This is a genomic window from Photobacterium atrarenae, assembly GCF_024380015.1.
GTDB lineage: Bacteria > Pseudomonadota > Gammaproteobacteria > Enterobacterales > Vibrionaceae > Photobacterium > Photobacterium atrarenae.
The window spans coordinates 484,890-510,284 of the sequence record NZ_CP101508.1 but is presented as its reverse complement, the minus strand read 5'-3'; the positions used below and the strand labels follow the sequence as shown (position 1 = coordinate 510,284).

22 protein-coding genes are annotated in these 25,395 nt (G+C 55.8%); 2 read left to right on the top strand and 20 right to left on the bottom strand.

The window, feature by feature from the left end:
* Window positions 1–123: 123 nt before the first annotated feature.
* The 4 genes from recX to NNL38_RS02525 form a co-directional block, all read right to left on the bottom strand.
* A complete protein-coding gene (gene recX, locus NNL38_RS02540; RefSeq protein WP_255389496.1) occupies window positions 124–585 on the bottom strand; it encodes a recombination regulator RecX in 462 nt (153 codons plus the stop codon).
* A gap of 161 nt (window positions 586–746) precedes the next feature.
* On the bottom strand, window positions 747–1,802 hold the full coding sequence (recA, locus tag NNL38_RS02535) for a recombinase RecA (protein WP_255389495.1): 1,056 nt from the start codon (window positions 1,800–1,802) through the stop codon (window positions 747–749).
* 134 nt (window positions 1,803–1,936) lie between these two features.
* On the bottom strand, window positions 1,937–2,428 hold the full coding sequence (locus NNL38_RS02530) for a CinA family protein (protein ID WP_255389494.1): 492 nt from the start codon (window positions 2,426–2,428) through the stop codon (window positions 1,937–1,939).
* Window positions 2,429–2,623: 195 nt separating this feature from the next.
* Window positions 2,624–3,235, bottom strand: a complete 612-nt coding sequence (locus tag NNL38_RS02525) for a hypothetical protein (RefSeq protein ID WP_255389492.1) — start codon at window positions 3,233–3,235, stop codon at window positions 2,624–2,626.
* Between the two features lie 448 nt (window positions 3,236–3,683).
* On the opposite strand from NNL38_RS02525, the gene mutS reads away from it, so the two are divergent.
* A complete protein-coding gene (mutS, locus tag NNL38_RS02520; protein ID WP_255389490.1) occupies window positions 3,684–6,257 on the top strand; it encodes a DNA mismatch repair protein MutS in 2,574 nt (857 codons plus the stop codon).
* A gap of 239 nt (window positions 6,258–6,496) precedes the next feature.
* Here mutS and rpoS read toward each other — a convergent pair whose 3' ends face one another.
* The 13 genes from rpoS to rlmD all read right to left on the bottom strand — a co-directional run bounded on the left by rpoS (window position 6,497) and on the right by rlmD (window position 20,522).
* On the bottom strand, window positions 6,497–7,489 hold the full coding sequence (rpoS, locus tag NNL38_RS02515; RefSeq protein WP_255389488.1) for an RNA polymerase sigma factor RpoS: 993 nt from the start codon (window positions 7,487–7,489) through the stop codon (window positions 6,497–6,499).
* A 56-nt stretch (window positions 7,490–7,545) separates the two neighbouring features.
* Window positions 7,546–8,481 (bottom strand): murein hydrolase activator NlpD, encoded by a 936-nt coding sequence (gene nlpD / locus NNL38_RS02510; protein ID WP_439651367.1) that lies wholly within the window; start codon window positions 8,479–8,481, stop codon window positions 7,546–7,548.
* A gap of 12 nt (window positions 8,482–8,493) precedes the next feature.
* The gene (locus tag NNL38_RS02505) at window positions 8,494–9,123 is read right to left on the bottom strand and encodes a protein-L-isoaspartate(D-aspartate) O-methyltransferase (RefSeq protein WP_369414572.1); all 630 of its coding nucleotides are present in this window, start codon (window positions 9,121–9,123) and stop codon (window positions 8,494–8,496) included.
* A 2-nt stretch (window positions 9,124–9,125) separates the two neighbouring features.
* Entirely contained in the window at window positions 9,126–9,875 is a 750-nt protein-coding gene (surE, locus tag NNL38_RS02500) for a 5'/3'-nucleotidase SurE (protein WP_255389487.1), read from the bottom strand.
* Window positions 9,856–10,920: a tRNA pseudouridine(13) synthase TruD gene (gene truD / locus NNL38_RS02495; RefSeq protein ID WP_255389486.1), complete on the bottom strand. Its 1,065-nt coding sequence runs from the start codon at window positions 10,918–10,920 to the stop codon at window positions 9,856–9,858. Before truD ends, surE begins: the two co-directional genes overlap by 20 nt.
* 73 nt (window positions 10,921–10,993) lie before the next feature.
* Complete coding sequence (gene ispF, locus NNL38_RS02490) at window positions 10,994–11,470, bottom strand: 2-C-methyl-D-erythritol 2,4-cyclodiphosphate synthase (protein ID WP_255390541.1); 477 nt, start codon at window positions 11,468–11,470, stop codon at window positions 10,994–10,996.
* Window positions 11,470–12,168 (bottom strand): 2-C-methyl-D-erythritol 4-phosphate cytidylyltransferase, encoded by a 699-nt coding sequence (gene ispD, locus NNL38_RS02485; RefSeq protein WP_255389485.1) that lies wholly within the window; start codon window positions 12,166–12,168, stop codon window positions 11,470–11,472. Before ispD ends, ispF begins: the two co-directional genes overlap by 1 nt.
* A 75-nt stretch (window positions 12,169–12,243) precedes the next feature.
* Window positions 12,244–12,516: a cell division protein FtsB gene (gene ftsB / locus NNL38_RS02480; RefSeq protein WP_255389484.1), complete on the bottom strand. Its 273-nt coding sequence runs from the start codon at window positions 12,514–12,516 to the stop codon at window positions 12,244–12,246.
* A gap of 296 nt (window positions 12,517–12,812) precedes the next feature.
* Window positions 12,813–14,114, bottom strand: coding sequence for a phosphopyruvate hydratase (gene eno, locus NNL38_RS02475; protein ID WP_255389481.1), 1,302 nt, complete (start codon window positions 14,112–14,114; stop codon window positions 12,813–12,815).
* A gap of 80 nt (window positions 14,115–14,194) precedes the next feature.
* On the bottom strand, window positions 14,195–15,835 hold the full coding sequence (gene pyrG / locus NNL38_RS02470; protein ID WP_255389479.1) for a CTP synthase: 1,641 nt from the start codon (window positions 15,833–15,835) through the stop codon (window positions 14,195–14,197).
* Window positions 15,836–16,024: 189 nt separating this feature from the next.
* On the bottom strand, window positions 16,025–16,828 hold the full coding sequence (gene mazG / locus NNL38_RS02465; protein WP_255389477.1) for a nucleoside triphosphate pyrophosphohydrolase: 804 nt from the start codon (window positions 16,826–16,828) through the stop codon (window positions 16,025–16,027).
* A gap of 97 nt (window positions 16,829–16,925) precedes the next feature.
* A complete protein-coding gene (relA, locus tag NNL38_RS02460) occupies window positions 16,926–19,145 on the bottom strand; it encodes a GTP diphosphokinase (RefSeq protein WP_255389476.1) in 2,220 nt (739 codons plus the stop codon).
* Window positions 19,146–19,178: 33 nt separating this feature from the next.
* A complete protein-coding gene (gene rlmD / locus NNL38_RS02455; RefSeq protein ID WP_255389474.1) occupies window positions 19,179–20,522 on the bottom strand; it encodes a 23S rRNA (uracil(1939)-C(5))-methyltransferase RlmD in 1,344 nt (447 codons plus the stop codon).
* A gap of 156 nt (window positions 20,523–20,678) precedes the next feature.
* On the opposite strand from rlmD, the gene barA reads away from it, so the two are divergent.
* Entirely contained in the window at window positions 20,679–23,450 is a 2,772-nt protein-coding gene (gene barA / locus NNL38_RS02450) for a two-component sensor histidine kinase BarA (RefSeq protein WP_255389473.1), read from the top strand.
* 118 nt (window positions 23,451–23,568) lie between these two features.
* On the opposite strand, the gene acpS is transcribed toward barA, so the two are convergent.
* From acpS to recO, 3 genes are read right to left on the bottom strand one after another with little or no spacing between them, the layout of a single operon-like run.
* Window positions 23,569–23,949, bottom strand: a complete 381-nt coding sequence (gene acpS, locus NNL38_RS02445) for a holo-ACP synthase (protein WP_255389472.1) — start codon at window positions 23,947–23,949, stop codon at window positions 23,569–23,571.
* Complete coding sequence (pdxJ, locus tag NNL38_RS02440) at window positions 23,949–24,680, bottom strand: pyridoxine 5'-phosphate synthase (RefSeq protein WP_255389471.1); 732 nt, start codon at window positions 24,678–24,680, stop codon at window positions 23,949–23,951. The genes acpS and pdxJ overlap by 1 nt, the downstream gene beginning before the upstream one ends.
* Complete coding sequence (gene recO, locus NNL38_RS02435) at window positions 24,677–25,387, bottom strand: DNA repair protein RecO (protein WP_255389470.1); 711 nt, start codon at window positions 25,385–25,387, stop codon at window positions 24,677–24,679. The genes pdxJ and recO overlap by 4 nt, the downstream gene beginning before the upstream one ends.
* Between the last annotated feature and the right edge of the window lie 8 nt (window positions 25,388–25,395).

Below are 25,395 nucleotides of genomic sequence, written 5' to 3'. Positions count from 1 at the left end.
GCCATTGTAAAACAAGGGTGGGGGCTACGGGAAATGTTATGTTAAGAATTGTGGCAAAATAACGCTGCACAACGGCAGGCTGGAAAGCAGGCCGACCAGGTTGGCCGACCGCCATATGAAACGTCAGTACTCGTCGTCGCTTCCCAGTGCATACTGGATCTGGTCAAAATCATAGCCGCGATACTGCATGAACCGGAAGCGGCGAGCCTTTTCTTTCGGGGTGTCAGCGGGCGCATCGCCAAATTTACGCCGGGCGACGTCGCGGGCTTGTTCATACCAATCATGCTCACATCCTTCCAGCACCTGGCGGACAATGGTGTCATGGACCCCTTTGAGCTTCATCTCCTGACGGATCCGTAAACTCCCCCACCCTTTGGCGATCCCGCTTCGCAACATCATCCCGGCATAGCGGGCATCATCCAGCCAGTTATAGTCCTGACAGTAAGCAATCGCTTCTTCTACATCTTCGCTACTGTAGCCACGGTTTTTCAGCTTTTGCCGCAGCTCCTTTTCCGCATGATCCCGGCGCGACAAGTACCCGACAGCGGCTTCTTTTACCGTGAGTTTCGGCGGTGTTTTCTTCATCTTTGCTCCTTGTGCGCGTACGGCCCCTCGGTAGCGTGATACAAAACGGGCCTTGTACACTGTACAAGGCCCGTTGTCGAGACATCTGCTTCAAAAGCCATGTTGTCATGGCACTGAAGTTATCAACCGTCACTGTTCACAGATAACCTGAAGGCCCGTGCTCAGAATGCTTGATCTTCTGCGCTACTTTCAGATTCTGCTTCATTAGCATTTGCATCTTCGGCATTGCTCGGGGTCAGCAGCAGCGCACGCAGGTTCTTCTCCAGCTCTTCAGCCAGTTCCGGGTGCTCACCCAGGAATTTGCAAGCATTAGCCTTACCCTGGCCAATCTTATCCCCCTTGTAGCTATACCAGGCACCGGCTTTTTCAACCATCTTATGCTTCACGCCCAGATCAACCAGCTCGCCCAGGCGGTTAAAGCCCTGACCATACAGGATCTGCGTTTCCGCTTGTTTAAACGGCGCCGCAATCTTGTTCTTCACAACCTTAATGCGGGTTTCGTTACCCACCACTTCATCACCATCTTTGATTGCACCGGTACGGCGGATGTCCAGACGAACAGAAGCGTAGAATTTCAGCGCATTACCACCCGTAGTGGTTTCCGGGTTACCAAACATCACCCCAATCTTCATTCGGATCTGGTTGATGAAGATACACATACAGTTGGACGCTTTCAGGTTACCGGTGATCTTCCGCATCGCCTGAGACAGCATCCGCGCCTGCAGACCCATGTGGCTGTCACCCATCTCACCTTCAATCTCGGCTTTCGGGGTCAGTGCCGCCACGGAGTCCACCACCATAATGTCCACCGCACCCGAACGGGCCAGCGCATCGGCAATTTCCAGCGCCTGCTCACCGGTATCTGGCTGGGACACCAGCAGGTTATCAATATCTACACCCAGCTTCTGGGCGTATACCGGATCCAGCGCATGCTCGGCATCGATAAATGCACAGGTCTTGCCCTGGCGCTGCGCCGCCGCAATGACTTCAAGCGTCAGCGTTGTTTTACCGGAGGACTCCGGGCCGTATATTTCAACGATACGTCCCATCGGCAGGCCACCCGCGCCCAGTGCGATATCCAGCGACAGGGAACCTGTAGACACAGTTTCAATATCCATCGTCCGGTTGTCGCCGAGCTTCATGATCGACCCTTTACCGAACTGCTTTTCAATCTGACCTAACGCGGCGGCAAGAGCCTTCTGCTTGTTGTCGTCCATTCGACTCTCCAACGGATGCTTAAAGTAAAAAACGGAGCTTGTTTATGAAGCTTAGTATACTGTCTATTCATACAGTGTCTAGCGCTGGATGAAAATTTTTTATCCCAGCGCTGGAAATGGGAGCAGCCGCAGGCTCAAGGCATTTGTTGCAGGCGATGTAATAAACCGCAAAGGGCTTTTTCGATCGCCTGGGTCCGCACGGCCTGACGATCCCCGGCAAAGTGGCAGGTTTCTGAAGCTGTCCAGCCGGTTCGGTCAGCCCAGGAAAAACACACGGTTCCGACCGGCTTGAGCACGCTGCCGCCGCCCGGTCCGGCGATCCCGCTGACAGAGACGCTAATCGAGGCATCTGAGTGCACCAGCGCGCCGGTTGCCATCTCTGCGGCTACCGCTTCGCTGACCGCACCATGCTCAGCCAGCGTGGCCGCTGCCACGCCTAGCATCTGCTGTTTGGCTTCATTACTGTAAGTCACAAACGCCCGATCAAACCAGACAGAGCTGCCGGCAATCTCGGTGATCGCCATCGACACCCCGCCACCGGTACAGGACTCTGCTGTGGTTGCCATCCAGCCCTGCCGGCTCAACGCTTCCCCCAATTCCCGGGCCAGTTGCGCTACCTCTGCCATCTGCTCCATCCCCCCTCAGACAAAAGTTTACCACACCATACGCTGACGCCAGCCGGACAGCAAGCATCAGCCTGAGTCCCCATCGCTCGGTTGGACCGCCCTCAAAATAGACGACGAACCAACGAAAATAAACAAAAGTGAGGCGAATAACTCGAATAGAAAAAGCCAAGGCGGCCTCCTTGGCATCGGCAGGAATTAAAGCGATGGCTCCTGTCCATTCGCTAACTGAAACAGGAACATTGCAGCGTCTTGCTGCAACATCTTCGGAAACTCATCTTTGGCTTGTGCCAGCGTATAGACTTCAACGACAGGTTCATCACTGTTCTGGGTAAAGACCCGGACATTCAGCGCCAGATTAATTTCAATGGTGTAATCTCCCTGAGCATTCGTCCCCTGAACCGCAATCAGTGTCGGCCAAGCATCATCCGCGAGATCGAGCCCGACAACAGATGTCGCGGGATCCGGCACGACATAGGCGAACGCATAGTGCGTACTGCCGACATCCTGAGCATACCCCAGCACAGATAACAAATTGTCATTGACTAAAAATGAAGGAATATCCGTCCCTTCAGGTGAGCACTGGTTCAGCTGCGCAAGGTCGGAAGATGTATATGCATATACGCTCGCCCCCGTCGGCAGATAAATCCCTTGCCCGCTGCTATCACGTGTTTCTTGATGATCCAAATAACAAGTCGCAGGAATTTTAGACAAATCATAAGGGGAGGTGCGGCCTAATTTTTCACCTTCGCTCCCACATCCTGCCAATAAGGCCAGTGGCAGCATCGCAACCGCTGCTTTTCTTTTCATCCGCTTTATCCTGTGTTCTGAAAGCACCGCGAACCTTCAGGCCACCTCTGGTCACTGCGCTTTTCAACCGTGATCTGCCTGTCATAATGCCGCAAATGCAAATAGTTGCTCATGAGAAAATCATTATGCCACCTCGCCCCCGTAGTTCAATCTTCTTTGCAAAAGCGCATCGAGTCATGGGACTCACCTCGAAGATCTGCCGGCAGCTTACAAGCCTACGTTTCCTCATTGCTCTTTCAGACTGCGATTTGGTATCCTTCAGGGCTGTCTGTGGCCTGGCCGCAAGCAACTCACACACTCGTTTTGAACGGCTCAAGCAACCCGCATCCTGCGGGATGAAAACGCGAAAATTCCACACCACGAGCAGTATGAACAAGCAAACGATGAACGGGGATCTCCCCCCACACCCGACAACATCAGGAACCAGCATCATAGGAATCATAACGCCATGACAACCAAAGATAATCAAACCAAACACACCCCTATGATGCAGCAATACCTGAGGATTAAGGCCGAAAATCCGGACGTGCTGCTGTTTTACCGGATGGGGGATTTCTACGAGCTGTTTTACGACGATGCCAAACAGGCCTCCCAGCTACTGGATATCTCCCTCACCAAACGCGGCGCCTCTAACGGCCAGCCGATCCCGATGGCTGGGGTGCCTTACCATGCCGTCGAAGGCTACCTGGCCAAATTGGTGCAGCAAGGCGTGTCAGTGGCAATTTGTGAGCAAATTGGCGATCCGGCCACTAGCAAAGGGCCGGTTGAGCGCCAGGTCGTACGGATCGTCACCCCGGGAACTGTCAGTGATGAAGCGCTGCTCAACGAGCGGCGCGACAATCTGATCGCCGCGATTTTCCAAAACAGCCAAGGTTTTGGCTATGCTACGCTGGATATTACCTCCGGTCGCTTTATGCTGACCGAGCCGGAAACCGAAGAAGCCATGCAGGCTGAACTGCAGCGCACCAGCCCGGCTGAATTGCTGTATCCGGAAGACTTTGCCCTGCCCGGCCTGCTTCAGGCCTGCAAAGGCGCTCGTCGCCGACCGGTGTGGGAGTTCGATTTAGACACCGCCCGCCAGCAATTAACCATGCAGTTCGGTACCCGCGATCTGGTCGGCTTTGGCGTCGAGCATGCTGAACGCGGTCTGTGTGCAGCCGGCTGCCTGCTTCAATATGTCAAGGATACCCAGCGTACCGCCCTGCCGCACATTCGCGCCATTACCCAGGACACCAAAGATCATGCGGTGATCCTGGACGCGGCGACCCGGCGTAACCTGGAGCTGACCCAGAATCTGGCCGGTGGCTTTGACAATACCCTGGCCGCGGTGCTGGATCAGACCGCCACGCCAATGGGCAGCCGGCTGCTCAAGCGCTGGCTGCATCAGCCGATCCGCAATCAAAAGCAGCTCAACGCCCGCTTGGATGCGATCAGCGCCTTCAAAGACACCGGGCTGTTTACCGATGTCGCCGGCGTCCTGCGTCATATGGGCGATCTGGAGCGGATCCTCGCCCGCCTGGCCCTGCGCTCGGCCCGCCCGCGCGATCTGGCCCGCATGCGCACGGCACTACAGCACTTGCCGGAGCTGGCTGACGTGCTGGCGGGAAGCAATCAGCCCCGGATTGTCGAGCTGGCCCAACTGGCCGCACCGATGGATGAACTCTGTGAACTGCTCGAGCGTGCCATTATCGAGAATCCGCCGGTGGTGATCCGTGACGGCGGCGTGCTGGCACCGGGATACCATGCCGAATTAGACGAATGGCGCGATCTGGCTGACGGTGCCACCAAGTTCCTTGAGGAGCTGGAAGCCAGCGAGCGGGAGCGTCACGATCTCGACAGTCTCAAAGTCGGCTTCAATCAGGTCCACGGATTCTATATTCAGGTCAGTCGCAGCCAGAGCCACCAGGTGCCGAGCCATTATATTCGCCGCCAGACCCTGAAAAATGCCGAGCGCTATATCATTCCAGAGCTCAAAGAGCACGAAGATAAGGTACTGAACTCCAAGTCCAAAGCACTGGCGCTGGAGAAAAAACTGTGGGAAGAGCTGTTTGATCAACTGCTACCGCACCTGGAGCAATTGCAAAATGCCGCCAACGCTCTGTCGGAGCTGGATGTGCTGGCCAACCTGGCCGAACGGGCGGACACCCTGAACTACTGCCGCCCGCAGCTCACCGAAGCGCCTGGCATTGAAATCACCGCCGGACGTCATCCAGTCGTGGAGCAGGTGTTGAGCGAACCGTTTATCGCCAACCCGATCTCATTGCACCGGGATCGCCGGATGCTGATCATCACAGGTCCGAACATGGGGGGTAAATCGACCTACATGCGCCAGACGGCCCTCATTGCCCTGATGGCTCATGTCGGCTCATTTGTCCCGGCTGAAGCGGTCAGCATCGGTCCGCTGGATCGGATCTTCACCCGGATAGGCGCGTCAGACGATCTGGCCTCCGGCCGCTCGACCTTTATGGTCGAGATGACCGAAACCGCCAATATTCTCCACAATGCCACCCCGAACAGCCTGGTGCTGATGGATGAAATCGGCCGCGGCACCAGCACTTACGACGGCCTGTCCCTGGCCTGGGCCAGCGCCGAGTGGCTGGCGGAGAAAATCGCAGCCATGACCCTGTTTGCGACCCACTATTTCGAACTCACCGAGCTGCCATCCCTCATCGATGGCCTGGCGAACGTTCACCTGGATGCGGTCGAACATGGCGATGAAATTGCCTTTATGCACGCCGTCCAGGAAGGCGCAGCCAGTAAATCCTACGGCCTGGCTGTCGCCAGCCTGGCCGGGGTGCCGAAATCGGTGATCAAGCGGGCAAAAACCAAGTTGCTGCAGCTGGAAGCCAGTGGCCACCAGCAGGCGATTGACGCACCAGTATCACAGCCACAAACAGAGCAGCAGCTCACCCTGCTACCGGAGCCGAGCGAAGTGGAAGAAGCACTGGCCGGCGTCAACCCGGATGAGCTGACCCCACGCCAGGCGCTGGATGAGCTCTACCGCCTCAAAGCCCTTCTGTAATACCAAGCACCAGCGATCAAAAAAGGGTTGATGCCAGCGCATCAACCCTTTTTGTTTGTCCTCTATGAGTCTCGACTTATACCAATCAAAGTAAGTCAGTGATCAGAAATAGCGCCGGAAAAATGTTTGAGAACAAGACAGAATTTTTAGATAAGTAGTTATTCTACAATCAAAAATTCTAACGCAGTTATCGAGCATTTTAACAAGCTAGGATGACCCCTTATTTACTGCGATTGGTATTACAACTGCTCCTGATTAAACAGCGATTCAATATTCAGTCCCTGGTGAGTCAACATGTCACGCAGGCGGCGCAATCCTTCAACCTGGATCTGACGGACCCGCTCCCGGGTCAGACCAATTTCACGGCCAACATCTTCCAGCGTGGACGCTTCATAACCGAGCAGACCAAACCGACGGGCCAGCACTTCACGCTGTTTCGGGTTCAGTTCCTGCAGCCAGGTTACAATCGACGTCTTGATATCGTCATCCTGAGTCGAGGTTTCCGGTCCGCCGCTTTTCTCATCCGGGATGATATCCAGCAGCGCTTTCTCCGAATCGCCGCCAATCGGATTGTCCACCGAGCCGACCCGCTCATTCAGGCGCAGCATTCGGTTCACATCGTCAACGGACTTATCCAGTTTCAGGGCAATATCTTCCGCAGTCGGCTCATGATCCAGTTTTTGCGCCAGCTCACGGGCCGTCCGCAGGTACACATTGAGTTCTTTAACCACATGAATCGGCAGTCGGATCGTCCGGGTCTGGTTCATGATCGCCCGCTCGATCGTTTGTCGGATCCACCAGGTTGCATAAGTTGAGAAACGGAAACCGCGTTCGGGATCGAATTTCTCAACCGCACGGATCAGGCCCAGATTACCTTCCTCGACCAAGTCCAGCAAGGCCAGGCCACGATTGCTGTACCGCCGGGAGATTTTCACCACCAGGCGCAGGTTACTTTCGATCATCCGCTTGCGGGCAACCTCATCTCCCCGGAGTGCACGACGAGCATACAAAACTTCTTCTTCCGCAGTCAGCAGCGGAGAAAAGCCGATTTCCCCCAGGTAAAGCTGCGTCGCATCCAACGCCTTCTGTGTTGCGCCGTATTGCGACATATCGACATCATCAGTAGTGTCTACTTCAGCGGCTGCCTTAGTCTCGATAGCTTCCGCGTCCAGTTCCATATCGTCTTCAAAGTCGAAATTGTCGACATCGGTAGCAGTATTGCTTCTACTCATAGCGCCTCCCAGATGGCGAGTTAGCAAAACATCACAAGATTACTGTGCCATATTGTCTACTTGGGTAGGTACCGTAACGGATTCACGGACTTACCTTTGTAACGGATCTCAAAGTGCAAACGGACACTGCTGGTACCAGAGCTACCCATGGCAGCAATTTTCTGACCGGCTTTGACCGTCTGTTGTTCCCGGACCAGTATCCTGTCATTGTGAGCATAAGCACTGAGATAGTCATCGTTGTGCTTGATGATCACCAGGTTACCGTAGCCACGCAAGGCATTGCCTGCATAGACCACGACCCCTGCAGCCGAGGCTTTGATGGCCTGTCCCCGCTGACCGGCAATGTCAATTCCCTTATTGCCGTTTTCAGAACTGGAGAATTTTCCAATCACACGTCCCCGTGTCGGCCATGACCACTTGGCCACCTTGTTACTGACCGGCTCCTTTTTTGTAACAACTTTGTTACTTTTGGAATTTTGAGAGTACTCTTTTGTGCGAGCCTGATCAACATCTTTATTGCTGGATTTTTGCTCTGACTGTGCAGGTTTTGGCTTGTTTTTTGCCACAGGTGGAACCGGCTTCGGCTGGGGGGCGGGCTTGGGCGTAGGCTTCGCCGCTGGTGCCGGAGTTTTGCTGACTGTTTTTTCTGGGATTTTGACAGCCGGGACCGGGGCGGGCTTGCCGTAAGACGGGGCAACGTATTTGGGCTTCCACAGCTCCAGGGATTGCCCCGGGTAGATAGTGTAAGGGGGAGAGAGTTGGTTATTGGCGATGATCTCTTTGACATCCCTGCCGGTAATATAGGAGATAAAGTACAGGGTATCACCCTTTTTCACGGTGTAATAACTGCCACGAAAGCTACCGCGCTCCAGGCTTGTATAGTCTTTGCCGACGCTGGCAACCGGCGCCGGGGAGTGACTGCTACAAGCCGACAGCAGCAACATTGCTGCCGCGACCGTTGTTTTTCGCCAGGACAAAGTACTCACCGCCATTTTCATCGCCCGTTATGCCAACTCTCCGGCAATCAACGGCACAAAACGAACCGCTTCGACATCGTGATAGCGATATTGATCGCCCTGACGCACGATCTGTTTCAACACCTGAGATGCATCACCCACCGGAATAATCAGTCGACCACCATCAGCCAGCTGGGCCAGGAGCTCAACCGGGATCTGCTCGGCTGCTGCGGTCACGATAATGGCATCAAACGGGCCTTTGCTCTGCCACCCCAGCCAGCCGTCACTGTGCTTGGTTGAGATATTATGCAAATCCAGCTGCTTAAAGCGGCGCTTGGCTTGCCATTGCAGGGCTTTAATCCGCTCCACGGAATAAACATGATCCACCAGATGTGCCAGCACGGCAGTCTGGTAGCCGGAGCCGGTGCCGACTTCCAGGACCCGGGCGCTTGGGGTCAGCGCAAGCAGCTCGGTCATTTTAGCCACGATATAAGGTTGCGAGATCGTCTGGCCATTGCCAATGGGCAAGGCATTATTTTCATACGCTTTATGCGATAGCGCTTCATCAATGAACCGCTCGCGAGGCACCGCGTCCATCGCCTGCAGGACCCGCTCGTCGCGGATCCCCTGTTGATGCAAAAATGTCAGCAAACTATGCCGCTCTTCCACATAGCGCATCCTTATTTGGTCTCCCCTTGTGCCAGCCATTGCTGCATCCCTTCCAGCGCATCATGCGCTGTAAGATCAACCTGCAACGGCGTAATCGAAACTTGCTGATGTTCAATCGCATAAAAATCAGTCCCCGGCCCGGCATCCTGACACGCCCCAGGAGGACCCAGCCAGTATATCGCCTTCCCGCGGGGGTCGGTCTCTTTGACCATTTTCTCAGCCCGGTGGCGCGCACCCAGGCGTGTCACCTGCCATCCGTTCAGCTGAGACAGCGGCACATCCGGAACATTGACATTGAGGATCTTATTGGCCGGCAGCGGCTGCTCCGCCAGTTTAGCGACAATATCTTTCACCACGTGGGCTGCCGTCGCAAAGTAACGCGAGCCAACCAGCGAGACCGCGATTGCCGGCACCCCGAGGAAATGCCCTTCCGTCGCTGCCGCAACCGTGCCGGAATAAAGCACATCATCGCCTAAATTGGCACCGTGGTTGATCCCGGCGACCACCAGGTCCGGGCGATAGTCGAGCCACTCGTTCAGCGCAAAGTGAACACAATCGGTCGGTGTCCCTTCCACGGACACCCGGCGCGTGCCTTCTTCCCGAATCCGCAACGGCGTTTCCAGGGTCAGTGAATTGGAAGCTCCGGAGCGATTGCGATCCGGCGCCACCACCGTGACTTCACCAAACGCCTCCAACGCTGTGGCCAGCGTATTGATCCCTTCGGCAAAAATGCCATCATCATTACTGATCAAAATTCGCATGTCTGCCATCCTCTAGCTCACGCTCAATCATTAATTCTCTCACCACCGCAGTCGCAAAACAGCCTGCCGGCAGGACAAAAGACACGGTCACGGTTTCATCATGTTGCTGCCATACCATTTGCTGCGGTTGCAGCAACAGCGGGCGTCGCTCATGGCGCATACGGTTGTCGCGAATCAGCTTGAGCAGCAACGGCTCCTGCTCGACCACCGCCATTTCCAGCGCCTCAGCTTCTGCCGAAGTCGGCAGGGCATTATCCCCCATCATCGGCGCGGTGATCGCCAGCTCGCCCCGTTCAACCCGGGCCTGAATATCAGCCGTCACGGTGTCAATCACCACATCCTGCTCAGCAGTTGGCCCCTGCAGGTAATCCCCGGCCAGCACCGTGTGGACATTACCCTGTTCAATCCGTGCAGAAAGCACCTGGTTAAACAACCAGGAGCGAGCCGCAGACAGATAGAAGCTGCGCTTGCTCTTGTCACGAACGCGAAATTCATCATTGCCCCAGCTCCGGGCCTTCACCACATTGTTGCCGTGATGGCCGAAGCGCTGCTCACCAAAATAGTTCGGCACCCCCTGGGCTGCAATTTTTTCCAGGCGGGCGACCACGTCCTGCGGCTGATCCAGCTCGGTCAGGCGCAGCTCAAACCAGTTGCCTTGCAGATCGCCCGGGCGAAGCTTTTTATCGTGACGTGCGGTTTCGAGGATTTCTACCCCCGGGTGAGTCGCCTCGAACTCGGACAGATCCGGATCCGGCTTGCCCGGCAAATGCACACTGAGCCACTGCTCGGTCACAGCATGGCGATCTTTCAGCCCGGCCCAACTGACATCGCGGGATTTCACCCCGCATGCTTTGGCCAGCTCATTGACCACATACTTAGTGTTTTCACCGGTTTTGCGGATCTTCACCATCAAATGCTCACCGGCACCGGCAAACGCAAAACCCAGAATTTCTTTGACCACGAAATGTTCAGGCTGAACCTTCATGCGTCCCTGGCAACTCGGCTGACCATACAACCAGCAAAAGCTGTCCATTAGATTAGACATATAAAAATACCATATGGAGGCAGTCACACACTGCCGCAAAGCAGCTGACCGTCAGGGCCGGCTACACTGATTCTCATGATTGTTGCTGAAGCAGAACGACAGCTTCACAGGCGATCCCTTCCTTGCGGCCGGTAAACCCCAATCGCTCGGAAGTAGTCGCTTTGACATTGATGTTACCCAGGTCAGTTTCCAGATCGGCCGCAATCGCCTGGCACATCGCCTCAATATACGGCGCCATTTTCGGCGCCTGGGCAATAATGGTCACATCCAGGTTCCCCAGACGGTAGCCTTTGGCTTTCACTTTACTATAGACATCACGCAGCAAAAAACGGCTGTCCGCACCGGCCCACTCAGCATCGGTATCAGGGAAGTGACGGCCGATATCCCCGGCGCCAATCGCCCCCAGCAGCGCATCACACACCGCATGCAGCGCCACATCGCCGTCGGAATGGGCGATCAGCCCCTGCTCGTACGGAATCGCCACCCCACCAATAATGACCGGTCCTTCACCACCAAACTTATGCACGTCAAAACCGTGTCCAATGCGAATCATGGCTCATCCTTCATCAATTGTTGTATATAAAATTCGGCCAGTGCCAGATCTTCGGGCTGGGTAACTTTGAGGTTATCCGCCCGTCCCGGAACCAGCCGGGGTTGCAAACCACAAAACTCCAGCGCCGAGGCCTCATCAGTGATCACCGCACCTTGTGCCAGCGCATGCTTGAGTGAATCGCGCAACTGCTGGACCCGAAACATCTGCGGTGTCAGCGCATGCCAGAGATCGTTCCGGCACACGGTTTCAGCAATGCCCTGACAGCCATTGCCCCTTTTCATGGTATCGCGCACCGGCGCGGCGAGAATGGCGCCGCTGTCACTGTGCAATGCGGCCGTGATCAATTTGTCCAGATCCGCCAGACGTACACACGGCCGGGCCGCATCATGAACCAGCACCCAGCTCTGCGCATCATCAATTGCTGCCAGTCCGGCAAATACCGAATCGGCTCGCTCAGCGCCCCCGTTAACCACAGTGATCCGCGGATCATCGGCCAGCGGCAACGCCTGGAAATAAGGGTCCGTCGGGCTAATGGCTATCACCACCCGGCTGATGGCCGAATGGCTCAGCAGCCGCGCGACGGTATGTTCTAAAATCGTTTTGCCTGCAACAGGCAGGTACTGTTTGGGTCGGTCCGCTGCCATGCGGCTGCCAATCCCGGCTGCCGGCACCACAGCTGTGATGGTTTCGGTCATGAATTCAGGTACTGCTTTTCGCTGATTACATCTACACGTACTGGTACGCCGCCGGAGCTGGCAACGACCGCACAGTTACTCACCGACGATACGAAAGAATGTCTCGCCCGGCTTGATCATCCCCAGGCCGTTTCGGGCCCGCTCTTCGACTGCCTCCTGACCGCGATGCAGATCATGGATTTCGGCATACATCTGATGGTTGCGCTGGGCAAGCTCGGCATTGGCCTGCTGCTGCAAGGCAACATTTTCCGTTGCAGTCAGGTAGTCACTCATGCCGTTTTTACCCAACCAGAAATCGTACTGTAACCATGCCAGCACCATCAGTAGCGCGACCGTGAACAAACGCATACGGCTCCCATTCTTTCAATCCGTGTACGGCACTTTTGCTCCCTCAGCATGATCTTGGCGATCACCCCGTGGGGCTATTTAGAAAATAGCCCTAATAATCCCATAAAGCGCTGGGTGTGACTAGGGCCAGTTCAAGGCAAACTGATCATAAAAAGGGCTGATGACCCGCAAGATAACCTTCTGAGCAGCAAGCATTTCAGTACAGAGACACAGGCTTCAGGCGAAAAAAAACCGCCTGAGTCAGGCGGTTTTCTCGGTGCGGATGATTTGAACTCACCCGAGCGGTCCAGCGTGGATTACGCTTGGCCTTTCACTTCTTTCAGACCATTGTACGGTGCTTTTTCACCCAGCGCTTCCTCGATACGGATCAGCTGGTTGTATTTCGCAACACGGTCAGAACGGCTCATAGAACCGGTCTTAATCTGGCCCGCTGCAGTACCCACTGCCAGGTCGGCAATCGTTGCATCTTCAGTCTCACCTGAACGGTGAGAGATAACCGCAGTGTAACCGGCGTCTTTCGCCATCTTGATCGCAGCCAGCGTTTCGGTCAGAGAGCCGATTTGGTTGAATTTGATCAGGATAGAGTTCGCAACACCTTTCTCAATCCCTTCTTTCAGGATCTTGGTGTTGGTTACGAACAGATCGTCACCCACCAGCTGGATTTTGCCGCCCAGCAGTTCAGTCTGGTGCTTGAAGCCGTCCCAGTCAGACTCGTCCAGGCCGTCTTCGATAGAGACGATTGGGTATTCATCAACCAGGCCAGCCAGGTAGTGGTTAAACTCTTCAGAAGTGAAGATTTTACCTTCACCTTTCATGTTGTAGTTGCCAGCTTCTTTATCGAAGAATTCAGAGGCCGCACAGTCCATCGCCAGCGTCACGTCTTTGCCCAGCTCATAGCCAGCCATCTCAACCGCTTCTTTAATTGCAGCCAGGGCAGCAGCATTTGATTCCAGGTTCGGCGCGAAACCACCTTCGTCACCAACTGCAGTGCTCATACCTTTCGCTTTCAGAACTTTGGCCAGGTTGTGGAACACTTCAGCACCGATACGCAGACCTTCTTTCAGGGTCTTGGCACCGACAGGCTGGATCATGAACTCCTGGATGTCGACGTTGTTGTCCGCGTGCTCACCACCGTTGATGATGTTCATCATAGGCAGCGGCATAGAGAATTGACCTGGAGTGCCGTTCAGCTCAGCAATGTGCTCATACAGCGGCATGCCTTTTGCTGCCGCAGCGGCTTTGGCGTTGGCCAGAGAAACAGCCAGGATTGCGTTTGCACCGAAGTTAGACTTGTTGTCAGTACCGTCCAGGTCAATCATCACCTGATCGATGTCAGCCTGAGCTTTCGCATCCTTCCCAACCAGTGCTTCAGCAATTGGGCCGTTCACAGCTTCAACAGCTTTCAGAACGCCTTTACCCAGGAAACGAGACTTGTCGCCGTCACGTAGTTCAAGTGCTTCGCGAGAACCAGTCGATGCACCAGACGGCGCAGCAGCCATACCGACGAAACCGCCTTCTAGGTGAACTTCCGCTTCAACAGTTGGGTTACCACGTGAATCGATAATTTCACGACCTAGAACTTTAACGATCTTAGACATTATGTTTCCTCTTGCTTTATCTTCAATTTAAAAGCTAAAAAAATAGCTGCAACGCTTATGGTTACAGCTATCCGTAATCCTTACTTATTCAGCTCACCGCGCAGGTTCTCGCCCGCCGCCTTCACAAAGCCTTCAAACAGCGGATGGCCATCGCGAGGTGTTGAGGTGAACTCAGGGTGGAACTGAGCCGCCACGAACCATGGGTGGTTCGGGATCTCGATAATTTCCACCAGCTTCTTGTCTGCAGACAGACCCGAAACTTTCAAGCCCGCTTTCTCCAGTTTCGGCAGCAGGTTGTTATTCACTTCGTAACGGTGACGGTGACGCTCGTGGATCGTCGCGTTACCGTACAGTTCACGGGCTTTCGAACCTTCGGCCAGGTGACATAGCTGTGACCCCAGACGCATGGTGCCGCCCAGATCTGATTCTTCGCTACGCTCTTCCACTTTACCTTCACTGTCAATCCACTCGGTGATCAGACCCACCACCGGGTGTTTGGTATCAGCATTGAATTCAGTCGAATGCGCGCCTTCCAGGCCCGCGACATGACGGGCATATTCGATCAGCGCGACCTGCATTCCCAGGCAGATCCCCAGATACGGGATTTTGTTCTCACGGGCATATTGCGCCGTGGTGATCTTCCCTTCTACGCCACGGCCGCCGAAGCCGCCAGGAACCAGGATTGCATCCAGGCCTTCCAGCACTTCTGTGCCTTTCGACTCTACATCTTGTGAGTCAACATACTTGATGTTAACCGACAGGCGGTTTTTCAGGCCTGCGTGCTTCAGGGCTTCGTTGACCGACTTGTACGCATCCGGCAGTTCAATGTACTTACCGACCATCCCGATGGTGACTTCATCTGTCGGATTGGCTTCTTCGTAGATCACCTGCTCCCACTCAGACAGATTGGCTTCAGGGGCAGTGATGCCGAAGCGCTGACACACCAGATCATCCAGGCCCTGGGCTTTGATCAGTTGTGGGATTTTGTAGATGGAGTCGACATCTTTCATCGAGATGACGGCTTTTTCCGGCACGTTACAGAACAGTGCAATCTTGGCACGTTCGTTCGCCGGGATCACGCGGTCGCTCCGGCAGATCAGCACATCCGGTTGGATCCCGATCGACAGCAGTTCTTTCACCGAGTGCTGGGTCGGTTTGGTTTTCACTTCGCCGGCCGCTGCCAGGTAAGGGACCAGCGTCAGGTGGGTAAACATGGCGCGCTCACGGCCCAGTTCAACGCCCAGCTGACGAATCGCTTCCATGAACGGCAGGGACTCGATATCCCCCACAGTACCACCGACTTCGACGATCGCCACATCATGGCCTTCGGCACCGGCAATCACACGTTCTTTGATTTCATTGGTAATATGCGGGATCACCTGAATGGTGGCACCCAGATAGTCGCCACGGCGCTCTTTACGCAGCACGTCCGCATACACGCGGCCAGCCGTAAAGTTGTTGCGCTTGGTCATTTTGGTACGAATGAAACGCTCGTAGTGACCCAGGTCAAGGTCGGTCTCTGCACCGTCTTCCGTTACGAATACTTCACCGTGTTGAATCGGACTCATGGTGCCTGGATCAACGTTGATATAAGGGTCTAGCTTCATCATGGTCACTTTCAGACCACGCGCTTCGAGAATCGCCGCCAGAGAAGCTGCAGCAATACCTTTACCTAGAGAGGATACGACCCCGCCCGTAACAAAAATGTAATTCGTCGTCATGTTTTACCTGGAAGATTGGTATAGAGGATATAAAAAGTATCTGGACGGGAAATTAGTATACCAGACACACTTTATCGCCACAACGTGAAAACTATCACAGCATTCGCAGTTTTTTTTTGTCTCAAATCAAAGATCCCCAAGTAGGCTATCGTCAGCACCTCAGCCACTCAACCGTGTTGCAGCACCGGGTTAACGCTCACGCTGTTTGACGCGATTCCACTCATGATCCAGCGTTTCCAGAGAGCACTCTTCAACACGCTTTCCTTGTTCTAGCACACTTTTTTCAACTTCGCGAAAGCGGCGCTCGAATTTCTGATTGGCCCGCTGCAACGCCACCTCCGGTTTCACCTGAAGGTGACGGCTAAGGTTGACCACCGCAAACAGCAGATCGCCGATTTCATCTTCGACTCTGTCCTGGGACGGTGCCACCTGGATGGCCTCTTCCATCACTTCGTCAATCTCTTCGCGTACCTTATCCACCACAGGTCCCAGACTGTCCCAGTCAAACCCGTGCTTGGCGCAGCGCTTTTGAATTTTCTCCGCCCGAATCAGCGCCGGCAGCGCCTTGGGAATATTGGCCAACAGGCTGAGGTCTTCGCCTTTCTCGGCCCGCTCTTTGGCTTTTTCCGCTTCCCAGTTAGCATGGATATCGGCTTCGCTGGCAAACTCAGTGTTACCGAACACATGGGGATGGCGACGGATCAGCTTTTCATTGATGCTGCGAACCACATCATCAAAGGCAAACAGCCCCTGCTCTTTGCCGAGCTGGCTGTAAAAAATCACCTGAAACAACAAGTCGCCCAGCTCTTCGCGAACCTCGCCCCAGTTCTGCTGCGCAATGGCATCAGCCACTTCATAAGCTTCTTCTAGGGTGTGCGGCACGATAGAGGCAAAATCCTGCTTCAGATCCCACGGACACCCCGTCTCCGGATCTCGGAGTTTGGCCATAATTTCGATCAGTTGCTCGATTGGCGCCGGTGCTTTATCACTCATGTCAAATACTACCTGTTTAATCTGCTGGCGATACAAAAACGGGCAGCCAGGCTACCCGTTGTCGCAATGCGTTGTTCGCGCTTGAACGCTGACAACCTTAATGAAGCCGCTTGGCCTCAGCAACGTCTTTAACCTGCTCGACCCGCTTGAGCACCCGGCTCAGCACTTCCAGATCGGTCAGCTCCAGATCGAAGTCCATGATCGACATCTGCTTTTTGAAATCAATCCGGCTCTTCACCCCAGCCACTTTCACCTTCTCGTTGGCAAAGGTATTGGTCAGCTCCTTGAGCAGCCCGTTGCGCTCGGCGGCAGTCACTCGCACTGTCAGGGTATAGTTACCGACAAAGCCACCGCCCCAAACGGTATCAATGATCCGCTCCGGCGCGACATGGCGCAACTCTTCCAGCTGCTCGCAGTCCTGCCGGTGCACGGAAATACCGCGCCCCTGGGTGACAAAGCCCTGGATATCGTCGCCCGGAATTGGCTGACAGCAACGTGCCAGATGGGTCATCAGGTTATCGACCCCTTCGACCACCACGGCATCGCGCTGCGGTTTCTTGATGGTCCGGGTCCCGGTCTCGCTGAGTTTCTCCAGCAGTTGCTGATCTTCTTCCTCGGCGGTGGGCTTGTTGACCAGGGCATTGATGTGGTTAACCACCTGGTTGATCCGCAAGTCGCCGCTGCCGATCCCGGCATACAGCTCTACCGGCGAGGGCACATTAAACCGCTTCAGGGCATAAGCTTCGGCATCTTTGAGCGTCGCGCCAATTTTGGCCAGCTCGGTCTCCAAAATCTCGCGCCCGGCGAGGATATTCTTATCGCGATCCTGTTTGCGGAACCAGGCATGCACCTTGGCCCGGGCCCGGCTGGAATTGACAAAGCCCAGGTTCGGGTTCAGCCAGTCGCGCGACGGGTTCGGCTCTTTCTGGGTGATGATCTCAACCTGATCGCCCATTTGCAGATGATAGGTAAACGGTACAATCCGTCCTTCCACCTTGGCCCCGATACAACGGTGCCCCACTTCCGAGTGGATGTGATAGGCAAAATCCAGCGGAGTGGCATTCATCGGCAAATCGACCACATCCCCTTTCGGGGTAAAGGCATAAACCCGGTCATCAAACACCTGGCTGCGCAGCTCTTCGAGCATCTCGCCGGAATCGGACATCTCTTCCTGCCAGGCCAGCAGCTTACGCAGCCAGTTGATTTTCTCGTCGTAGGCCGACTTGGCGCCGCCGGTTGCGCCTTCTTTATATTTCCAGTGCGCGGCCACCCCCAGCTCCGACTCTTCATGCATCTGCTTAGTCCGGATCTGGATCTCGATGGTTTTCCCTTCCGGTCCCAGCACCACGGTGTGGATCGACTGATAACCGTTCGGTTTCGGATTGGCAACGTAGTCATCGAACTCTTTCGGCAGATGACGGTACTTGGTATGCACCACACCCAGCGCGGCGTAACAGTCCTGCAGCTGATCGGCGATGATCCTCACCGCCCGGACGTCAAACAGCTCGTCGAATGCCAGGTTCTTCTTCTGCATCTTACGCCAGATACTGTAGATATGCTTCGGGCGACCGTGGACTTCCGCCTTGATATTGGACGCCTTCATGGCGCGGTCTAAGTCTTCGACAAAATGCTCAATATAATGCTCACGGTCGATCCGACGCTCAGACAGCTGCTTGGCAATCTGCTTGTAGGTATTGGGGTGGTTATAGCGGAAGGCGTAATCTTCAATTTCCCATTTGAGCTGACCGATGCCCAACCGGTTGGCCAGCGGGGCATAAATGTTGGCACACTCCTTCGCTGCCGCGCGGCGCACCTCATCCGGCTCATCTTTGACGGCCCGCAGGTTACAGATCCGCTCGGCCAGCTTGATGACCACGCAGCGGAAATCATCCACCATCGACAGCAGCATCCGGCGGATGTTATCCACTTGCGCCGACTGCGTCGCTCCTTCGGTCGTGGATTTTAGCTGACCGATCGCCGCCATCTGCTCCACCCCGGCCACCATCTGCGCGATGGGATTCTGGTAATCTTCCATGAGCTGCTCGTGGCTGTAGACGCCCACCTCTACCAGCGGGAACAGCAAGGCTGAGACCAGGGTGTCCTGATCCATACTCAGGGTCACCAGGATCTCAACCATCTCGCGACCGCGCCACAACAGCTGTGGCGCCGACGGTTCCTCGCCCGTCAGCTCGATACAACGTTGATAGGTGTGTTTGATCTGCTTCGCCACACCGGCGTCCTGCTTCAGGCTCTCGACCCAAGCAGCAAGCTCAAATGTCTCATTTTCCTTTAAATGCGCACCGCGAACTGCGACCATTTCTCTATCCTGTTGTTCTATCGTGATTCAACACTATTTTTTGCGACCCTGCTCCGACTGGATAAACAAGGCCATTGATTCTAAGTGTCCGGTGTGAGGGAACATATCCAGCATTCCCAAACGCGCCAACTGATACCCCTGCTGCAACAAGACCTGACTGTCCCGGGCCAGCGTGGCCGGGTTGCAGGACACATACACCACTCGCTCTGGAGCCAGCTTGACCACATGCGCCATCACGCCCGCCGCCCCCGCCCGGGCCGGATCAAGCAAAATCTTGGAAAACGGCGTCTGCGCCCAGGGCTGAGTGGTCACATCCTGCTCCAGGTTAGCCTGGTAAAATTCGGTATTGGTCAACTGCGCCTGCGTCGCATTGTCCGTCGCCCGGTGGACCATCTCATCCACCCCTTCGACGCCGACCACCGCCTGCGCGACTTTGGCTAAGGGTAAACTAAAGTTACCTAAACCGCAGAATAAATCCAACACCCGATCCTGCGGCCCGACCTCGAGCCAGTCCAGCGCCTGCTGCACCATCCTGGCATTGACCGATGCGTTGACCTGGATGAAATCGCGCGGGGTGAAATAAAGCTTCTGTCCGTCCAGCGCATAATAAGGTGCCTCACCGGCAACGCGCTCCAGGCTGTCGGCCGTCGGAGCCAAGTACAGGATCACCCCGTACTGCTCGGCAAAACTGAGCAGGGCTGCCCGGTCTGATTCATTGAACGGCTGCAGATGGCGGATCATCACCACCCGGCCGTTGTCTGCTTCCACCAGCTCGACATGTCCGAGATGCTTTTTCCCCTTCAGGCCCGCCAGCAATTCCCACAATGGCGGCAACAATGCATTCAGGGATCCGACCAGTACCGGACAGTGGCTGACATCAACGATGGCTTTGCTCTGCTTGCGGCGAAAACCAAACTGCAGCGGCCCGCCCTCAGCGCGCAGGCTGAACCGCGCCCGGCGGCGATAGTGCCAGGCGTCCGCGGCAATGGGCGGCGCCTGTTCAAAAGACTGTCCTTGCGCCGAGGCGGCAAACTTGCCCATCAACTCGCCCAGGGCCTGCTGCTTGGCAGCCACCTGGCCGGCGTGGGACAAGTGCTGTAAATTACAGCCCCCGCACTGCTCATAGATAGGGCACTGCGGCTGAGTCCGCGCCGGACTGTCGTTCAGGCGCTTGATCACTTTGGCGCGGGCATACTGCTTTTTATCTTCGGTCAGTTGCACTACAACCGTTTCGTCCGGCAGCGCCCCGTCAACAAATACCGGCTTTTTACCGAGATGACCAATCCCGGCGCCGAGGTGATCGAGGCGGCGAATGGTCATTTCCTTGTGCTTGGTATCGGTTAATTTTCGTTTCTGAGGCTTAAAAAAGCGTGCCATAGTGTTTTGACTCACGGAGCAGATCAACCAAACTGAGTGATATTGCCAGCAGTTTGGTATTCGTTGATTGTCGAGCAGCCATCATTTCATTAAGCTAACGGCCACAGGTGGAGGACAATTCTCCCACAGAATCGCATTCTTGTAATTAAGAGAACCATGACCAAATATGGACTTCGTGCCAGGGTGTTCACCCTGACATTAGCACCGACGCTGATTATCGGCCTGCTACTGAGCGCTTTTTTCACCATGAGCCGCTACCGAGACCTCGAACATCAGCTGATTTCGACCGGTGCCAGTATTATCGAACCCCTTGCGATTTCCACCGAATACGGCATGACCGACAAAAACCGCGAAGCGGTCCGGCGCCTGATCAGCTATGCCCATCGCAAACACTCAGAGATCATCCGCAGTATTGCGGTGTTCGATGCCGACAACCAGCTGTTCGTGACCTCCAACTTCCACCGCAATTTTGAAACCCTGATGTATCCGGACGACCAGCCAATCCCACTACTGCTCGATACCCGGCTCCATGAAAATGCCCTGATCCTACGCGCGCCTATCCTCAGTGAAGGCCAGTTCAGTACTCTTTCCGATCCGGGACGCCAGGCCAAACCACTCGGCTACATCGCCCTGGAACTTGATCTCAGCGCCCTGCGCCTACAGCAATACCAGGAGGTCTTCACCGCCCTGATGGTCCTGCTGCTGGGCCTGACCCTGGCCTCACTGTTTGCCTACCGCCTGATGCGCGATGTCACCCGGCCGATTTCTCATATGGTCAGCGTTGTCGACCGGATACGCCGCGGCCATCTCGATGTCCGGATTGAAGGCGAGCTGCTGGGCGAGCTCGACACCCTGAAAAACGGCATCAACGCCATGGCGATCTCGCTGTCGGAATACCATATCGAAATGCAGCAAAGCATCGACCAGGCCACCTCGGATCTGCGGGAAACCCTGGAGCAACTGGAGATCCAGAACGTCGAGCTGGACATCGCCAAAAAGCGGGCTCAGGAAGCGGCGCGGGTGAAATCTGAGTTCCTGGCCAATATGTCCCATGAGCTGCGTACTCCGCTCAACGGCGTGATCGGCTTTACCCGCCAGATGCTCAAAACCCGACTCAGCAGCAGCCAACAGGATTACCTGCAAACGATCGAGAAATCAGCCAACAACCTGCTGACCATCATCAACGACATTCTCGATTTCTCGAAACTCGAAGCCGGCAAGTTGCTGCTGGAGAATATCCCGTTCGACTTCAGCGAATCGCTCGATGAAGTCATGAAACTGCTGGCGCCGAGCGCCCATGAAAAAGGACTGGAGCTGACGCTGAAAATCGACAACCGGATCCCGACCGGGATGATCGGCGATCCGTTGCGGATCCAGCAAGTGCTGACCAACCTGATCGGCAACGCGGTGAAGTTCACCGAGCGCGGCAATATTGATGTGTCGGTCGAACTCAAAGCAGATAAAGACGAGACCGTCGAGCTGCAGTTTATGGTCCGCGATACCGGGATCGGGATCTCCGAGCGTCAGCAGGCCCAGTTGTTCCAGGCGTTCAGCCAGGCCGATGCCAGTATTTCCCGCCGCTACGGCGGCACCGGGCTGGGGCTGGTGATCACCCAGAAGCTGGTCACCCAGATGGGCGGTGAGATCAGCCTGACCAGCCGCCTGCACCAGGGCTCAACCTTCTGGTTCAGCCTACGCCTGACCAAAACCGATCTGCCGGTCTCGCAGCCTATCGATACCACCTCGCTCACCGGCAAAAAGCTGCTGCTGATCGAGCCAAACATGCAGGCCGCCTCGATTCTGCAACAGCGCCTGATCCGGGCCGGGATCCATGTCACCTACCGCTCGAGCATGCCCGAGGAGGCCGAACAACATGAATTTGCCCTGCTCTGCCTGCCTCCGGGCGAGCAGCCGCCGATCGCCACCCTGCTCGATATGGTGTTTAAAGCCGAGCAACACAGCGAGAAAGTGATGGTCTGCCTGCCGACCACCGAGCTGGCGCTGTCAGAGCGCCTGATCAACGCCGGGGTAACTGCCTGTCTGCCCAAACCCCTGGCCCAGCGCAAATTGCTGGAAACCCTGATCACCGAGCCGGACGAGCTGGCAGAGCCAACACCGCAACTGCTGCCGACGCCGAGCCAGAACATCGTGCCGCTGACGGTGATGGCGGTGGATGATAACCCGGCTAACCTCAAGCTGATTTCCGCCCTGTTGAGCGAGCGGGTCGAAACCGTGATCACCGCCACCGGCGGGCGAAAAGCGGTCGAGTATGCCCACCAAAAACACTTTGATTTGATCTTTATGGATATCCAGATGCCGGAAATGGACGGCGTCACCGCCTGCCAGGAAATCCATAAAACCGATCTGAACCACCACACCCCGGTGATTGCCGTCACTGCCCACGCCATGGCCGGTGAGCGCGAGCGCCTGCTCAATGCCGGGATGGATGACTACCTGACCAAGCCGATTGAAGAGCACATCCTGCAACAAATCCTGGCCAAGTGGATCCGAACCGATGACACCGCGCCGGACGCAACCCCCAACGGTGAGCAGCTTGCCAACCCGGAACCACAACCGGAGCCCGTAAATCAAAATATCAGCTGGGATTGGGATCTGGCCCTGAAACAAGCCGCAGGAAAAGAAGAGCTGGCCCGGGACATGCTGCAGATGCTGCTCGACTACATGCCGGAAGTGGAAATGCTGGTCAATGAAGCGCTGGACGGCAAAGCGATCGAGTTGTGGCCGCCGATCCACAAACTACACGGCAGCTGCGCCTACAGTGGGGTCCCACGTTTGAAGAGCTTGTGCCACACGCTAGAAACCGCGCTCAAGGCCGGCGCCAGCACCGACGATATTGAGCCGGAGCTGTTTGAGCTCATCGATGAGATGAATAATGTCGTCAAGGCGTCCAAGGCCTACCGGCCCTAGGCCGCGACTCAAACCCGCCCCATCAAAAAGGCGAGCACTCAGCTCGCTTTTTGCTTCTCTGGAGCGAATCATACCTGAGGGATCACAGACGCAACGCCCAACAGCGATGCCATCCGTTTCAACTTTCAAGGATCACCGTTGCCACCGCATAGTGCTTCTCATCGGCAATCGTCAGGTGCACATGGCGGGCGCCCATCACCTGGGCAAGTTCTGCCGCTTTGCCGGACAAAGCCAGCACGGGCTTGCCCAGTTCGTCATTGCTGACGATGAAATCATGAAACGTCACCCCGCAGGCAATGCCGGTGCCAAGTGCCTTGGCGGCGGCTTCTTTGACCGCAAAGCGCTTGGCCAGATAACGGGCTTTGTGCCTGAGGCGATGAAAAATCGCCAGTTCATCCGGTGCCAGCACCCGTTCGGCAAATGCATCGCCGGTCCGGGCGTAGACTTGCTCCACCCGGCCGATCTCCGCAATATCGGTGCCCAGCCCCAGGATTGCCATTAGCGCTGGGCTTCCTGCATCACCGCTTTCATATCGGCGACGGCTTTGTGCAGGCCGTCAAACACCGCGCGGCCAATGATCGAGTGGCCAATATTGAGCTCATAGAGTTCCGGCAGCGCCGCGATCGGCTTGACATTATGATAGGTCAGACCATGGCCGGCATTGACCTTGATTCCCTGATCATGGGCATAGCTGGCCGCTGCGGCAATTTTCTTCAGCTCCGCCTGCTGCTCCGTTTCCGTCTCGGCATCGGCGTAGTGGCCGGTGTGCAGCTCAATGTAAGGCGCACCACAGGCGACGGCTGCATCAATCTGGGTCCGGTCGGCATCGATGAACAGCGACACCTTAATCCCGGCTGCTGCCAGTTTTTCAGTCGCCGCTTTGATTTTCTCCAGCTGGCCGGCCACATCCAGGCCGCCTTCAGTGGTCAGCTCTTCCCGCTTTTCCGGAACCAGACAGACAAACTCCGGCTTGGTGTCCAGCGCAATCTGAACCATTTCATCGGTCACCGCCATTTCCAGGTTCATCCGGGTCTGGATGGTTTCGCGCAGAATCCGAACATCGCGGTCGGTGATATGACGGCGATCTTCACGCAAGTGGATGGTGATGCCATCGGCACCGGCACGCTCGGCCACTTCCGCGGCATGCACCGGATCCGGGTAACGGGTCCCGCGGGCATTGCGCAAGGTCGCAATATGATCGATATTGACGCCAAGTAAGATGTTGTTCATTTTCCGGAACTCCTTCCTCTGAGGGTAAACAATTCCCTGCTTTTTAATGGTTTGCCGCCAAGATACGGTTTCAGGGCTATCCGTGTAAAGCGTTTTGCCGCCCGGAGCTGATCCGGGCTTTCAAAGTGTCTGGCAGCAATGGCCTTGAGCTGACGGCCGGTAAACGACAGTTGCCCCTGGACCATCGAGGCAATAAAGCCCCGCTGCTCGCGGTAGGTGTAGGTCATTTCATCCTCGACCGGCAGGCCGCTGCCGGCGCAGTGGAGAAAATCAATGCCATAACCGAGATGGTACAACAGAGCCAGTTCAAAACGCCGCAGTGCAGGCTCTGGGTTATCCGCCTGCGCCAGCTCGCGCAGCGCATTCAGATAATCCAGAAACAACACCGGGTAAGGGGTATTGGGCTCCAGTACCCGCGCCAGGATTTCATTGACATACATGGCGGAGTACAGGATATAGCTGCGCATCGGCAGACCGATGCTGATCGGTTCAGCCTGGGTCAGGACCGGCATTGAGCCCCGGCCTGACCACTTCATGAACAGCGGTGTAAAAGGTTGCAGCGCGCCTTTGAGGTTGGATCGCTTGCGGCGCGCGCCTTTGGCAAGGAGGGTGACACGGCCTGAGTCCTCACTGAAAACATCCAGGATCAGGCTCGTCTCGCTATAAGGACGCGAATGAAGGACAAAACAGCGCTGTAGCCCCTCCATGGTGCCCC